Here is a 14883-nt window from a genome sequence, read left to right as displayed (position 1 = left end):
GAACCAAACTTGCGGCGTTTTGGCAGTCGACTGAACGCAGCTCTAGAAAAACTTCCGCCTATCCTGTTATATTTAACAAGTCTTCTGCACTCAATTTTGGTGATTATATGGATAAAAAAGCCTTGGATCCTGTTCGTTGCATTAAGAATGATTAAAGGAGCGCTAGACCATGGATACTACATCGGGTACATACCGCCGTATTTTTGTGCTGGGCTCCGGCTTCAGCAAGTCTTTCTGCCCGCAGATGCCCACGCTCCGCGACCTGAACGAGCGCATTCCCTTCGGCATTCCGGACGAGTTTCCGCATCTGCGCGAATACTGCACGCGCTTTTTAGAACTGTGTAACGGCCAGCCGGATTACCTGGACATCGAGCGGCTTTCGACTTCGATTCTTTCGGCGCAGATTTTCCCGGGGGTGCGGGAGAGCCTGTACCATTCTAGCCTGCGGTTCGAGCTTTTGCGGTTTATTGCGAGCGAAATCCGGCACGACAAGGGTGTGGATGCGGAATCGGCCGCGGTGCTCCGCAAGTTCCTTGGGGGGTGCGAGAACTGCCCGGGCGAGGGCGTGCGCGATACGCTGTTGCTCACGTTCAACTACGATACGCTTGTCGAGGACGTGATTGCTGCCGACCCGGAGATGAGTTCGCGCGTGGCGGTGGATTACGGCGTGCGCATTGACCCTGCGGACCGGAGTGCGGTTCGTGCCCCGCGGACGCTCACGGTCGACCTCATCAAGCTACACGGTTCGCTCAACTGGTACCCGGTAAAGGGAGCCTCCGACCCGCTTGACCTCAAGAACGTGTGCCAGGTGGAACCCTGCGACCGCAGTTTCCCCATCTACCGCGAAGACACGCCCATCTACATCCCGATGGCACATGCGAAGGAATCCTTTTTGCGCGGGAGTCTCTTCAACCTGCTCTGGAGCAAGGCGGATTATTACCTCAAGAATGCGCAGGAGATATACTTCCTGGGTTACGGTTTCCCGAAGACGGACATGAACAACCTGGAATTTTTGCTGCGGCATCGCGAACGCTTCAAGAAGGTGGTGGTTTTCGAGCCGGAAAATTCCCCAGTGCTTGGACGCTTGCAACGCCTGCTGGGTAGCCTGGTCGTGAGCCGCGACGCGAAGGATTTTTTGGAACGCTGGGTATAAAAAGATAAGGGAGGGCGGTTGCCTTCCCTTATCCATGTTGGATCGGAATGAAAAGCCGGTTATTTGGTAATGTTTATCGGACGCGCCTCGTGGTAGCTGCCGGTCGATACCTTCACGATGTAGGTGCCCGCGGGCATCTCGCTCATGTCGAAGGTATGCACGTGCCCGCCTGCGTTCTGGATTCCCGTCACCTTCTGGTCGATTAGCGCGCCGAATCCGGTAAACAGGCTTATCTTCACGTTGTCGCGGTTCGGGAGCGAGTAGCGCACGCTGAGGTTCCTGCGGGCAAGGGAGAGTTCCATGTGCGTCGCGATTCCCTTGAGGCCGTACATCAGTGCTGTGGTCGATTCGCCGGCTCCGCTGCCCTGCTCGTTCGTGAGGGTGACTGTCACCTTGAAGAGGACCGTTTTCCCGTTGTACTCGAGTCCCTGCGTGAACTTGTATGTATCGCCGTTATTCACGCGGTTCGGGTAGTGCCCGATGGAGAGGGTTCCCTTCGCAATATCCGCTTCGCTGAATACATAGGCGTTTTCGCCCCATTCCACCACGTTGCCCGCCATGCCGAACCAGTGGCCGGGAGCGTTCGCGGTAGATTCGGTTGCCTTGTTCCCGCTGGGTTCCTGCGCGAAGAAGGTCGCCTTCGAGAGGCTTGCCGCGGTGAGCCCGAGCTTGTCTGCGACTTCGGCGACGTCGAAGGTGGCGGTGACCGGAGCGTAGTTGTCGTCGATGGGGAGGGTTACCTTGATTTCGTATGTCGCTGCGACCGTCGCCGGCGCGATGCTGCTCGAACTGCTCGATGTCGGCGTAACGGAGCTACTGGAGGACGTCGGAGTAACGGAACTGCTCGATGCAACGGGCGCGTCGCCGATTTCGGGCCACTTGTAGTCGAGCTTGAAGTCGTTGTAGTATTTCGTATTCGCGTCGCCTGCGCCGCTGATTCCTTCCTCGGGCTTGAGGCGGTAATCGTAGTGGTAGGTGCGCATGTCGGGGTTCTTCGAGTAGTTGTAGTCGGTATTTACCACGATGGCAAATGCCATCTTGCTTCCGCCTGTGGTGCTCGGGGTCTTCGCTATCTTGAGGATTGCGGTTTCGTTGCCCTTCACGGGTTCGCTGTACACCGGCGTGCCGTCCGTGGCGCGGTAGGCGAGCACCAGTCGCATGTTGTCGTTCGTGGAATGCGAGCCGTTCGGGTAGAGCGTCATGCTGATCTGCGTCGCGCCGTCCTTGAGCTTGAGCGGGATTACGTTCGAGCCCGACCATCCCGGAGTCAAGTCCTGGTTCGGCACCCAGTCGCCGTTGCTCGTGGTGACGCTCTGGTACGGAGTCATTTTCCAGGTGTAGCTTTTCCTGTTGTTGTCCCACATGTCCTGTTCCCAGTAGGTATCGCTCCCGAAATTCTGGTTCAGCAGGTTCTTGATTTCGTTCGACCATTTTTTCATGTCGAGCATGGCGAGCCTTGCGCGGAATTCCGTGATGAGCCTGCGCACGCCCTCGTCGCCGATGCCGATGTCGAGCCCGTAGGTTTCGAGCAGGTAGGTAGTCTTACCGTAGGCGTGCCCGTACACCCAGCGCACGGACCCCGTGCCGAGCCATGTGCCCATGAACGTGGGGAATATGTTGCTGTACTGCGCGCCGCCCAGAAGGTAGCGCTGGTTCTTGCCGGTGACGCCCTGGGCGCCGGGGCCGCCGAAGGTGCCGTCGATGAGCCAGCCCGAGTAGCATTCGATGGGCATGAAGGGCGCGATCACCGTCGCCGCGTTCAGGAATCCCATGCCGCTATAGACGCCTTCGCGGTGGCTGAACATGTCCTGCTGGATCCACGTGTTGCCCGCTTCCTGGAACCAGTGCGCCTCCTTGGCGCCGGGGTAGCCGTTCGTCATCGAGTGGATGCCCTCGTGGATCATCGCGTCCATCTGTGCCACGCGATCGCGGTAGGGGCAGCTCGTGTTGAAACTGTACAGCGGGTAGAACGATGCCGCGACGGCCGTGTAGCCCGCGACCCATGTCTGCCATCCGCCGGTGGTGTCGGTCTTTGCGCCGCCCGCGCACGTGCCCGAGCCGTAGTAGTACACGGCGCTGTACTGGCCGTCCTGTGCCTGTGCGTCAGGGGCCCAGCCCATCTCGTTATAGAGGTACTCGAAGTCGGTATCGTATTTCTTGAGGATGCTGTCGATAGTCACGTCGGTAATGCGGCTGTCGCGGTCCTTGCCCCAGTAGAAGGCCCACCACTTGCCGGCCTTCTTGCCGGTCACGCCCGAGCAGTTGTTGTTGAACTTGGTGGGCGGTTTGATTTCGCCCAGGTTCGACTTGGTGTCGTAATCGAGGTCAGAGCGGTAGGCGGGCCATGTGTAGGCGTCCCCTTCCGCTGCGGAGGCCGTTGCCCCCATCCCTGCCGCGAGCGCTGCCGCGGCTATCCATCCCATACACTTTTTCTGCATAACACACTCCAGTTTTGATGCTATGCTAGAAATAGGTTTTTGCGCCCGGAAATCCTAGGTTTTGCCCCTCCCGGCGTGCTGTTTCCGTGTTGAAAGTGTGTAAAAGTAATTCTATGAATGCACTAAAATATGTTTAAATGTTGTATTTTAGCGTATTTTTGTGTAAAAATTATTTATTTCTCGGCCTGTTTCTTTTCTCTTTTTATCTGCTTCAGCTGCGCGAGCCGCTCGCCCAGAGCCTTTTCCTTGCCGTAGGGCTTGGGCTGGTAAATCTCGGTGCCTTCGAGTTGCTTGGGCAAATGCTCCTGCGCGGAATATGCGCCCGGGCTGTCGTGGTCGTACTGGTAGTCAACGCCGTAGCCCAGCTTTTCGCCGACCTTCGTTACCGAATTGCGGAATGCGCGCGGTACGGGCAGTGTCCCGGTTTGCTTCACGATGGAGTCTGCCTTCATTCCGGCGAGTTCCAGGCTGTTGCTCTTGGGCGCAAGCGACAGGTAAACCGCAAGTTCGTCGAGCGCGATGAGGCCCTCGGGTATGCCCATGAAGTCGTATGCCTCTCGGGCGGCGGTCGCGAGCAAGAGTGCGTTCGGGTCTGCAAGCCCGATGTCTTCCATGCTCATGCGCATCAGCCTGCGCAGTATGAACCGCGGGTCTTCACCACCCTGCAGCATGCGGTGCATCCAGTAGAGGGCTGCGTCCGGGTCAGATCCGCGCACCGACTTGTGCAGCGCCGAAATCAGGTTGTAGTGTTCCTCGCCGCTCTTGTCGTAGCGTAGGGGCTTCTTGTACTGGAATTCTTCCAGCAGTTTCTCGTCGATGATTTTGCGGTCGCCGAGGTTCTTGCCAATCCATTCAATCTGGTTCAGCAAAAAGCGTGCGTCGCCGTCGGACTGTGCGATTAGTTTGTCTACAACCGCCTCTTCGACTTCCACGTCCTTGAGCTGCAGGCCCCGCGGGTGGTCGCGCAGTGCGCTGAAAATCAGCGTGCGCAAATCTTCTTTGCTTAAGGGCGCAAAGAGAATCAGCTGGCAGCGGCTAAGCAAGGCGCTGTTGACCTCGAACCCCGGGTTCTCGGTGGTGGCGCCGATAAGCGTCACCGTGCCGTCCTCGACGGCACCCAACAGCGCATCTTGCTGGCCCTTGTTAAAGCGGTGGATTTCGTCGATGAAGAGAATCGTGTCCATGAACGCGTTCTTCATCGTGCGCGCGTCGGCGAGGACTTCCTTCACTTCCTTCACGCCGCTCGCGACTGCCGAAAGGGCGATGAAGCGCTTTTTGGTATGTTGCCGAATCACGTGGGCGAGGCTCGTCTTTCCGCAGCCGGGCGGGCCCCAGAAAATCATGCTCGGCACATTGTCGTTCTCGAGACTTTTTCGCAAAAGGCTCTGCTCGCCCAGAATCTTGTTCTGGCCAAGGAATTCGTCCAGGTTCTGCGGACGTAGTCTTTCGGCGAGCGGCTGGTCCATATCTTATTCCACGGGTTCCACTTCGATGGAGTAGCCGATTTCGCGGCTCGTTTCTTCGACTTTCTTGTAGTGGATGATTATCTTGATTTTATCGCCATCAGAAATCGTCGCGATTCCGTGATAGTCGTTGCCGTCGTGGCTGGATACCTTGACGCTCTGGCAAGAAAGGTTGTCTTCTGCAAGGGCTTCGCTGATGATTTCCTTCGCTTCGCTTTCCATCCAGTGGTAGCGACCGGCAACGGGGCCCGGAATGGCGATGGCCGCGATACCGAGGGCGATGACTGCGGCAGAAATCATGAACTTCTTGGGTGCGGGCAGGTACGAACCCACGTGCATCTTGTGGAGGGTTACCAGCACGTAGAATCCGGCGCCGAGCCCGAGCAAAAGCGGGATGTAGACATTCCATGACTGAATCATGCGGAGGTCTACGAACAGGTAACTCGAAATAAAGTAGGAGCACGCGCCAAGCACGATGAGGCATGCGAGGCAAATCAGGATTGTCTTTGCCGGTTTCTTCTGGAATTCTTCGCAGAACTGGCGGGCTTGGAGAAACTCGATTGTCTTTGCCTCGGAGATAACCCCTTCGCCCTTGCAGATATTGCACTTGAGGCCATTTTCAATCTGCTTCGTGCCGTTACAGCGGATGCAGTCGAGCATCTTGATGCTGCCGGAACCGCAACATATCGGGCACTGCTTCTTGTCCTTTATTCCGGTGCCCTTGCATTTCTTGCACGGGCTGGAACTCCTTACAGGGAAGTCTACGGTCTTGTCCAGTGACTTGATGTGAATCTGGACGGTCTCTTCCTGGTTTTCCATGTATCTATTTCTCCTCGCTAACGAATTCAAACTTGGCAAAACTTGCGGGCAGTTCGCGTGTGGGGCGCCCGTTCTTGAGCATGCAGTGGAGCGTGGAGCCCGTGGTGCAAAGTTTGCCGTTCACGCTCGCCCTGTACTCGAATCGGATGCGCAGCTTGTCTACGCGAATCATGGTGGTCTCGATATCCACGAATTCGCCGTAGTGCGTGGGCGCCTTGAACTGCACGTTCAGTTCGAGCACCGGGCTCGAGAACCCCTCGGCCTCCATGTCGGCGTAGCTCGCGCCCGCCTCGCGGAAGTATTCGGTACGTGCCTGCTCGAACCACACGGCGTAAACGGAGTGGTGGACGATTCCCATCTGGTCGGTTTCCGCATAGCGCACTTCGACGCGGGCGGTATGCTTGAATGTGCAAGTTTCCATAAACTAAATATACAAACAAATTTTTGCGAAGTCCGGCCTATTTATCCGGGAAAAGCTTGCCTTCTACCTTCTTGAAGCATTCGGGCTTTTCCATGGTCGGGACTCCGCCTTTGGTGAAGGCATGCAGGGTGGATGCCGTGGCGCAGAGAGTCTCGCCAACGAACAGCCTGTACTGGAATTTCCATTTCAGCGTGTTTACCTTGTAAATGGTTGTTTCGATGTCTACGGTGTCGCCGAACTTGCAGGGTTGCCTGTAGCGGACAACCAATTCGAGTACCGGACTCTGGAATCCCTCTTTTTCGATGGCCGTGTAGGGGGCTCCGATGGACTTGAAAAAATCGATGCGCGCCTGTTCGAACCAGATGGGGTAGGATCCGTGGTGCACGACCCCCATGGCGTCGGTTTCGGCGTAGCGGACCTCGATATGGCTCGTATAACTCAAACCTTTTACTAGCATGGGCAAAATATAGTTATTGGACGCACCGCTACACCTGTCAACCAATTTTTACATGGCTGCCGCATATCTCGAAACCCTATTTAGTCCTTTTTTCCCGTTTTTCGCCCAAATTCGCATTGTAACGCTTGACAACGCGAAAGCACGCTTGCGTCTTCACAAAACAGCAATAAAAAAGCAGTTTGTATGTTAGGAAACTATAATCAGGAGTTACAAAGATGTCCAGGATCCAGGGATTTCTTTTTTGCGCATCGTTTGCGCTTTCTAGCGTCTTTGCGGGGGCGGTGACAGTCACCCCCAAGACGCCCGAACTGAAGGATGGTTGCTACCAGATTTCGAGCACTGCAGAACTCTACGGTTTTGCCGCTATCGCGAACGGAACCGACGGCTTTGTGAAGGATTCGCTCGCCTGCGGAAAACTCGCGAAGGATATCGTGGTGAACGAGAACGTCCTCGACGCGGAAGGGAAACTCAACGTGGCGGATACGGCAAATTTTGCGACCTGGACGCCGCTTATCGCGTTTACCGGGAGTATCGACGGGCAGGGGCATTCCATCACGGGCCTCTATTTTAACGATTCCTTGCAGTCTCCGGTCGGCCTTATCGGTTCGACGAATGCCCCGTACAATTCCGCTAACAGGGAAGGGTTCAATTATCCCGAAGTGACCGTCAAGAATCTACGTGTGCAGGGCTCCTATTTCCGCGGAAAATTCGAAGTGGGCGGCATTGTCGGCCATGCGTATTCGAATGTGGCCACGGTTCTCAACAACGTCTCTTTTGATGGCGTGGTCGTGAGTGGGCGCTTTGCGGGGGGCCTGATTGGTGGCTCTACGGGCGGTGATGGCGGTTACGTTGTCAGGAACAGCTTCAACGAGGGCTCCGTCTTTGCGGGGAGCGGTGCAGGCGGCATTGTCGGTGGCGTCTACTACATGAACAGGGCGTGGATTGTCAACTCCTACAACCTGGGGACTGTCACGTCGGATTCTTCGTCCGGCGGTATCGTGGGCGAACACTGGAGCTATGGAGGCGCGCTTGTTAACGTGATGAACTTGGGCGAGGTCAAGCTCGACAAACAGGAAACTTCCATCGATGTCAAGTCCATTGTCGGCGAGAAGGGCTACGCCCTGGAAATGATAGACAACGTATTCTATGTCGCTCCCGGCCGCAACGAGCATTACGGTACGGCAGTCACGGCGGCACAACTCGCGGACGGCTCTGTTGCAAGCCTCATGCATGCTTATGACTATGCGGGTTTCGAGGGCTCCGTCTGGGGCCAGGACGTGGGTACGGATTCCCATCCCGTGCTTACGGGCGAGGTGAAGAATGCGACCTTCGAGGCAAGGACGGTTACTTTCGATACGCACGGTGGCGAGAATATTGAAATTGCGGCCCCGAAGGGCTTCGCGGTCAGGATTCCCGATATCGAGCGCGCGGGTTACGAGAACCTCGGCTGGTTCGGCAATCCCGAGTTCAAGGGCGATACGCTCTCGCATGTCGCCGCAGCAGATACCGACGCTACGGTCTGGGGCAAGTTCATGGCGGTCGCTTCCATTACGCTCAATACGAACGGCGGCACTGTGGATTCCGGCATGGTCGAAAAATATACGGAAGGCTTGGGCGCGAAACTCCCGAAGAAGGTTTCCCGCGATGGCTACGTTTTCGTGGGCTGGTACGCCGAGGAGGACTTTAGCGGGAACAGGGTGCAGGCTGTGGACCCGGATGCGACGGGCGCGCAGGTATTCTATGCCCGCTGGTACAAGATGAAAACTCCTGCGAAGGACGATGCGGGCTGCTACGTCATCAAGACCGCTCCGGAACTCTATGGTTTTGCCGCCATCGTGAACGGAACCGCCGGCTATACTCGGGAAAGGTCGGCCTGTGCGGGTCTCGCGAACGACATCGTGGTGAATAGCGACGTGCTGAAAGAGGATGGCACGCTCAAGGATGCTGAAGCCGCGCTGAATTATATCCCGTGGAACCCGATCGATAGTTTCGCCGGTGTGTTCGATGGCAACGGGCACGTGGTTTCGGGCCTGTTCTATGCCGATTCCGCGTATTACGCAAGCTTCGGGTTCTTCGCGGGCATCGGCGGCACTGCGGACAAGTTCGCCGAGCTCAAGAATTTCGGGCTCGTGGATTCGTACTTTGCGGTCAAGGCCGACTATTTTGGCGCGATTGCCGGCAGGGTAGTCGGTGTCCCGTTCAGTGTAAATTACGGCTCGGGTTACTGTGCCAAGTTTTCGGGCGTATATAACGAATCGACGCTCCTGCCTTACGCGGATGCGCAGGGCGCCGCGGGCATCCTGGGGAGTATCAACTACAGGAGTACCGCCCATTTCGAGAACACCTACAACCGCGGCCTTATCCTGGGGCGCAGTTACAATATCGCCGGTATCCTGGCTCACCTGTCTTCGAATACCACGCTGTATATGGCCAACTGCTATAGCGTATGGAAGTCGAAGTCCCTCATGTACAAGGAAAGCAAGGCGTTTATTGCCGGGAATCTAGGCGCATCGACGGTGAGCATTGACAACTGTTACTACCTGAACACGCAGGCCTACAGGGAAATTGCCGGCACCCCGGCTGCCGATAGCCTGTTCAAAAACGGCACGGTGACGCTTGTCCTGCGGAAGGGCGAGAACGGCTCCGTCTGGGGCCAGAACGTGGGTACAGATGCCTACCCGAACCTTTCGGGCAAGCTCGAGAACTCGCAGGCGGCAGAATACAAGGTGACGTTCCATACCTTCGAGGGCAATAACGCCACGTATTTCGACAGCTACGTCGCGGGTTTCTCGAAGGCGCTTCCCGAGGATGTCTACATGGAAAACGCCTCGTTCATGGGCTGGTACGACAATCCCGAATTCGAGGGCGAAAGAGTTTATGCCATTACCAACATGGATTCGGGCGACAAGGAATACTGGGCAAAACTGCAGAGGACCTTCGGCGTAACCTACGAGACGAACGGCGGTACCATCTATTCCGGCGGGGCGGTTATCTATACGGAAGCTGTCGGCCTTGAACTCCCAAACGACGTGCGGCTCGACAGCAACCTGTTTGCGGGCTGGTACGACAACGCAGAACTCGAGGGCACACCCGTGACGGCCATTACCCGGGACGATTCCGGCGACAAGACGTATTATGCGGCCTGGTTCAAGCTCAAGATGCCGGAACTTGACGAAACGGACAACTGCTACGCGATTTCGGATGCGGCAGAACTCTACGGCTTTGCGGCATACGTGAACGGGTCGCACGGCATGTCGTATTGGAACCATCCCGAAATATGCGGCAAGCTTACTGCAGATATCGTGGTGAACGAGAACGTGCTCAAGGAAGACGGCACGCTCGACAGTGCGAACGTGGCGAAGTTCCTGCCTTGGGAAATTATAGAGTCGTTCTCGGGCAAGTTCGACGGCCAGGGCCACAAGATATCCGGCCTTTACGGCGTTGCCGCACCCAAGAAGCCTATGGCCTTCTTCAATGAAATCTACGAAGGGAACTACGACCCGGCCCTGCAGGCCGAAGGGCCCGTCGTCATCAAGAAAGTTACCCTCGAGGATACCTACTTTAGCGGTGTGAAGAATGGAGTGGCCGGCTTTGTGGCATCTATCAAGGGTGCGCGAACTGCAAGAGGGGTCAGCTATCCGGGAGCGAAGCTTGAGATGGACAGCTGCCATTTCAAGGGCTTCCTGAAATCCGATTCGAACGTCGTTGGCGGTTTTGTTGCCAACAGTAGCGGTACGCTCTCCATTACCAATTCCACGTCGGACGGTGTGATACAGGGATACTCCAATGCGGGTGGCTTTGGTGGCTACCTGTACGGGACAATCAGCATCACCAATAGCGTCAACAGTGCGAAAATTGTAGGCGGCTATTCTTCGACGGGAGGCTTTGTAGGCGGTGTTTCGGGAACAACGACCATCATGAATTGTGAAAACAACGGCGAGGTGGTCGCCCGAATCTTCAACAACAATGCGGGCCTGGTCGCAGGAATCCTGGGTCAGTCCTATGGCAAGCTCACGTTCGTCCAGAACCACAACGCCGGTGAAATCAGCGGGCCTTCCGCCTATATGGCGGGTCTCATTTCGGATATATCTGGCAGTGGGGAAGTTGCAATCGCGAACAACTACAATACGGGTGCAGTGCGCAGTACGAGCCCGAATAACACGTATGTCGCGGGCCTTATTTCGCGTGTCTACTATAGCGATGTTTTCGGTATTGTCGCTAACAACTACAGCATTGGCGAAATCTCCAGGACAAACGAGAGGTATGGCGCCATCGATTACGTGATGGCGGTGTCCTACAGCACGAATCTTGTCTTCGAGAACAACTTCGTTGCGCCGACTGTCGAAGGTCTCGATACCACGTCGCTCGGAATTATTCTCCCGATGGAAAAGTTTAGGGACGGCACGGTCGCGGATTCGCTCCACAACTATGTACAGAAGGGCGGTGAAGGTGTCGTTGTCGAAAACGGAATTACCGGTACGGCCTGGACGCAGGGCGACGAATACCCGGTTCTCGTGACGAAGTCCGAATTTGCCCTCGTGCTCAACCTGAACGGTGGCAAGCTCGAGAACGCTCCCACGACGTACACGTACGGCGAGGGCCTTGTGTTCCCCGAACCCACGCGCACGGGCTACGATTTCAAGGGCTGGTTCAGGTCGGCCAACTTCCAGGGCAGCGTCGTCACCGAAATTTCTGGTAAGGATGCGGGCGACAAGATTTTCTACGCCAAGTGGGAACCGAAGGAATACAAGGTGACCGTGAAGGTGAACAACGGGAACTGGGGCGTAGTGAGGGGCCTCAAGGAAAATGGAATCTACAAGTATGGCGAAGAGGCTGAACTTGTCGCCGTCGCGGATAACGGCTACGTGCTGAGCAACTGGCAAGACGACGTGCGCCTCGTGAGCACGCAGTACCGCCTCACGGTCGTTTCCGATACTACGGTCACGGCGAACTTCGCGCCGGTCAATCCCGAAAGTTCCAGTTCCAGCGCAGAAAGCAGCTCTTCTGCCGTCTCCTCGAGCAGCGAGAAATCTAGTTCCAGCTCCAGCAAGGAACCGGAATCCAGTAGCTCCGAATGCAAGGGCAAGGATTGCAAGGACGCCATCCCGGCAATCGCCATGGCACCCTCGTTCCGTGTGACGGCGATGAACCGCGAACTCCAGGTTTCCGGAGCCCGTCCTGGTGCGGCCTTCGCCCTGTTCGACATGCAGGGCCGCGTGCTTAGTTCCGGCAGGGTAGGGGAGTCGAATTTCTCCATTCCGGTCAGCCGCGCAGGCAATTACCTTGTCCGCATTGGCCGCGCAACCCGGCGTGTTTCCGTGCGATAGGCTTGTGCGTGCCCGTTAGGCGTGGCCCATTAAGAGTCTATAGATCTACAGAAAAAAAGTTCCCGGCATCAGCCGGGAACTTTTTCTGTCAAGAGTCTAATTCTAGATTAGAAGCTGAACACGGTTTCTGCACCGAAGCGCAGGCCGACATCGTTGTCGTTGTCGCCGACCGGAATGTCAACCATGCCCAGGAGGGTGATATCGAGATGTTCGACCGGGGTGAGGTAGAGGCGGCCGCCAACGTCGATCGTCTTGGTGTCATCCACATCGGTGTCAAGCGTATTGGTGTGGAATTCGACCGGGATGCCGAACTTCATGAAGCCACCGACCTTGAGGGCGGGTTCAGCATAGATGAACATGTATTCCGGGATTTCGAAGTCGTTACCAGCGAGACGGTTGAAAGTAGAAATGTTCTGGCCTTCGATTTCGTTTGCGTCGTTTTCGCCGATGAAGGCGAAGAAGAAGCTCGTCTTGATCTGGAACATGGCCACGTCGAAGGTGGGTTCAGCCAAGATGGTGTGGGCGACAGAGGTCAGGTCGGTATTCGGTACGACATCTTCGTCATCGCCCAGGAAGTCGGCGTGGAAGCCGTACACAGCGCGGAAGCCGAAGCCGCCGATGTTGATACCGGCATCGATACCGGCATGCAGTTCGTTGTGTTCTTCGGTCTGGTAGCTCTTGTAGTCGAAGAACGGACGCAGGTGCTGACCGGCGTAGTCGAATTCGTAAGCCAAATGGGCGTTGTAGACCTTGCCGTTTGCGCAGGCGCCGAGGACATCGCAAGACACGTCGTTTGCGTTACGGCCAAAGCCGATGCCGAGTTCGAGTCCGGCGAGTTCGATCTGGAGACCGCGGATATCGTGTTCCACCATGCCGGCGGCGTTGTAGGTCGGGTCGTCGTAGCCGTAGTAGGCCTTGAACGCGCCTTCCGTGAAGGTGAGGTCACCGAATTTCACGGCAAAGAAGTCGGCAGGCTTGTACTGCACGAAAGCGCCGTTGTAGCCGATGCCCGGAGCTTCGACGGGACCGTCAGCTTCGACACCCACGTGTGCGGACCACTTCTCGTTGAACTTCACGTCGATATTGAAGTCGAAGGTGGTCCAGTAGTTGTGATTGACGTCGTCTTCGTTGATGAGGTCGCCCGTGTAGGCGTCAAATTCGACTTCGCCGGAGAACTTCACTTCCATGTTGGCGGCGGAAGTTCCTTCGCTCATGCTGGCCTTGAGCATGCTGAAAGCATTGCCGGCAGCGTTCGCGACTTCACCCGGGTTGGTATTTTCGGCCGGCTTGGAGTCTTCGGCCTTGGCTTCTTCGGCGGCCTTAGCTTCTTCGGCAGCCTTGGCCTCTTCAGCCTTCTTGGCTTCTTCGGCAGCCTTGGCCTCTTCAGCCTTCTTGGCTTCTTCGGCGGCCTTGGCCTCTTCAGCCTTCTTGGCTTCTTCGGCGGCCTTGGCCTCTTCGGCCTTCTTGGCTTCTTCGGCGGCCTTGGCTTCTTCGGCCTTCTTAGCCTCTTCGGCGGCCTTCACGGAGTCAGCCGGGGCGGCAGCCTGTTCTGCGGGAGCCGCAGCCGGAGCGGCGGCAGGAGCCTGGGCAAACGCGCCAGCGGCGGCAAAGCCGAGCACGATTGCGGAAAGTTTGATCTTGTTCATTTCAATCTCCTTGGGATTGGTTTCACGATTGTGTTGCGAGGAAATATAGTTACGGATATTTGGCATCGCTAGGGTAAAGGCCGCTTTTTTACAAGGGAGTGTGCGCTATGTCAATGATAATCAACGAATTGAAAGCGGATTTCGCGTCTTGGGCGGGTATGGCCGGGGTGAAAAAGAGAACATTTTTACTTATTCACAATCTATTCACAATCTCTTGCGGGGTCTGTTTACATTTTTGACGAAAAAAAACAAAAAAAATTTCAAAAAGCGCCTTTTTTCGTTGACAAGATGCACCTAAACTTATTAAATTTGGCTCACTTGCCAAAGTAGCTCAGCTGGTAGAGCAGCTGATTTGTAATCAGCCGGTCGTAGGTTCGATTCCTATCTTTGGCTTGAAAATATGGGTCGTTGCCCGAGTGGTTAAAGGGGACGGACTGTAAATCCGTTGGCTTACGCCTACCGTGGTTCGAAACCACGACGGCCCACGCAACAAACCGCCCTATGGTACTGAATGGTGCCATAGGGCTTATGCCCAGGTAGCTCAGTGGTAGAGCACTTCCTTGGTAAGGAAGAGGTCTCGGGTCCGACTCCCGATCTGGGCTCTCACTAAATGGAGATAGAATCATGGCAAAAGAACATTTTGACAGAAGCAAGCCGCACTGCAACATCGGCACCATCGGCCACGTTGACCACGGCAAGACCACTCTGACCGCCGCAATCTGCACGACTCTCGCAGCCCGCGGCCTCGCCGCCGCCAAGCGTTTCGACGAAATCGACAACGCTCCCGAAGAAAAGGCCCGCGGCATCACGATCAACACTTCGCACGTGGAATACACCACTGCCAACCGCCACTACGCCCACGTCGACTGCCCGGGGCACGCCGACTACGTTAAGAACATGGTGACCGGTGCTGCCCAGATGGACGGCGCCATCCTCGTCGTGGCCGCCACTGACGGCCCGATGCCCCAGACCCGTGAACACATCCTCCTCGCCCACCAGGTGGGCGTGCCGAAGATTGTCGTGTTCATGAACAAGGTCGACATGGTCGACGACGCCGAGATCCTCGACCTCGTCGAGATGGAAGTCCGCGAACTTCTCTCCAAGTATGACTTCGACGGCGACAACACGCCGATTATCCGCGGTTCCGCCCTCAAGGCCC

The 14883-nt window shown here is 56.4% G+C and carries 9 protein-coding genes and 3 tRNA genes; 6 read left to right on the top strand and 6 right to left on the bottom strand.

What is annotated here, in order from left to right:
• Window positions 1-169 precede the first annotated feature (169 nt).
• Window positions 170-1153 carry an SIR2 family protein gene (locus B2952_RS13865; RefSeq protein WP_290722705.1) on the top strand — a complete coding sequence of 328 codons (984 nt, stop codon included), beginning with the start codon at window positions 170-172 and terminating at the stop codon, window positions 1151-1153.
• Window positions 1154-1212: 59 nt separating this feature from the next.
• Here B2952_RS13865 and B2952_RS13860 read toward each other — a convergent pair whose 3' ends face one another.
• From B2952_RS13860 to B2952_RS13840, 5 genes are all read right to left on the bottom strand, one after another.
• Window positions 1213-3591 carry a DUF4859 domain-containing protein gene (locus tag B2952_RS13860; RefSeq protein WP_290735875.1) on the bottom strand — a complete coding sequence of 793 codons (2379 nt, stop codon included), beginning with the start codon at window positions 3589-3591 and terminating at the stop codon, window positions 1213-1215.
• A gap of 173 nt (window positions 3592-3764) precedes the next feature.
• Window positions 3765-5057 carry a replication-associated recombination protein A gene (locus B2952_RS13855; RefSeq protein WP_290735878.1) on the bottom strand — a complete coding sequence of 431 codons (1293 nt, stop codon included), beginning with the start codon at window positions 5055-5057 and terminating at the stop codon, window positions 3765-3767.
• Between the two features lie 3 nt (window positions 5058-5060).
• Complete coding sequence (locus B2952_RS13850; protein ID WP_173382655.1) at window positions 5061-5873, bottom strand: hypothetical protein; 813 nt, start codon at window positions 5871-5873, stop codon at window positions 5061-5063.
• Window positions 5874-5877: 4 nt separating this feature from the next.
• Window positions 5878-6294: an acyl-CoA thioesterase gene (locus B2952_RS13845; protein ID WP_173366123.1), complete on the bottom strand. Its 417-nt coding sequence runs from the start codon at window positions 6292-6294 to the stop codon at window positions 5878-5880.
• Window positions 6295-6331: 37 nt separating this feature from the next.
• Window positions 6332-6751, bottom strand: a complete 420-nt coding sequence (locus B2952_RS13840) for an acyl-CoA thioesterase (protein WP_173382656.1) — start codon at window positions 6749-6751, stop codon at window positions 6332-6334.
• Between the two features lie 215 nt (window positions 6752-6966).
• On the opposite strand from B2952_RS13840, the gene B2952_RS13835 reads away from it, so the two are divergent.
• Window positions 6967-12078 (top strand): InlB B-repeat-containing protein, encoded by a 5112-nt coding sequence (locus tag B2952_RS13835; RefSeq protein ID WP_290735882.1) that lies wholly within the window; start codon window positions 6967-6969, stop codon window positions 12076-12078.
• A gap of 107 nt (window positions 12079-12185) precedes the next feature.
• Here B2952_RS13835 and B2952_RS13830 read toward each other — a convergent pair whose 3' ends face one another.
• Window positions 12186-13724, bottom strand: a complete 1539-nt coding sequence (locus B2952_RS13830; protein ID WP_206674504.1) for a hypothetical protein — start codon at window positions 13722-13724, stop codon at window positions 12186-12188.
• Window positions 13725-14044: 320 nt separating this feature from the next.
• On the opposite strand from B2952_RS13830, the gene B2952_RS13825 reads away from it, so the two are divergent.
• From B2952_RS13825 to B2952_RS13810, 4 genes are all read left to right on the top strand, one after another.
• Window positions 14045-14117: transfer RNA gene (locus B2952_RS13825), tRNA-Thr, on the top strand.
• A 9-nt stretch (window positions 14118-14126) separates the two neighbouring features.
• Window positions 14127-14209: transfer RNA gene (locus B2952_RS13820), tRNA-Tyr, on the top strand.
• A 45-nt stretch (window positions 14210-14254) separates the two neighbouring features.
• Window positions 14255-14326, top strand: a tRNA-Thr gene (locus tag B2952_RS13815).
• Window positions 14327-14348: 22 nt separating this feature from the next.
• Window positions 14349-14883: GTP-binding protein (locus B2952_RS13810; protein ID WP_290781527.1), on the top strand; the 535-nt coding region annotated here is incomplete at its 3' end.

Source organism: Fibrobacter sp. UBA7003 (assembly GCA_002449765.1).
In the GTDB taxonomy this organism is placed as follows: domain Bacteria; phylum Fibrobacterota; class Fibrobacteria; order Fibrobacterales; family Fibrobacteraceae; genus Fibrobacter.
The sequence above is the reverse complement of the archived record's forward strand: the minus strand, read 5'-3'. Positions and strand labels throughout refer to the sequence as shown.

Excerpts from the sequence above, each read along its gene's own strand:
- B2952_RS13865 (WP_290722705.1), top strand. The coding sequence starts at position 170 with ATGGATACTACATCGGGTACATACCGCCGTATTTTTGTGCTGGGCTCC.
- B2952_RS13860 (WP_290735875.1), bottom strand. The coding sequence starts at position 3,591 with ATGCAGAAAAAGTGTATGGGATGGATAGCCGCGGCAGCGCTCGCGGCA.
- B2952_RS13855 (WP_290735878.1), bottom strand. The coding sequence starts at position 5,057 with ATGGACCAGCCGCTCGCCGAAAGACTACGTCCGCAGAACCTGGACGAA.
- B2952_RS13850 (WP_173382655.1), bottom strand. The coding sequence starts at position 5,873 with ATGGAAAACCAGGAAGAGACCGTCCAGATTCACATCAAGTCACTGGAC.
- B2952_RS13845 (WP_173366123.1), bottom strand. The coding sequence starts at position 6,294 with ATGGAAACTTGCACATTCAAGCATACCGCCCGCGTCGAAGTGCGCTAT.
- B2952_RS13840 (WP_173382656.1), bottom strand. The coding sequence starts at position 6,751 with ATGCTAGTAAAAGGTTTGAGTTATACGAGCCATATCGAGGTCCGCTAC.
- B2952_RS13835 (WP_290735882.1), top strand. The coding sequence starts at position 6,967 with ATGTCCAGGATCCAGGGATTTCTTTTTTGCGCATCGTTTGCGCTTTCT.
- B2952_RS13830 (WP_206674504.1), bottom strand. The coding sequence starts at position 13,724 with ATGAACAAGATCAAACTTTCCGCAATCGTGCTCGGCTTTGCCGCCGCT.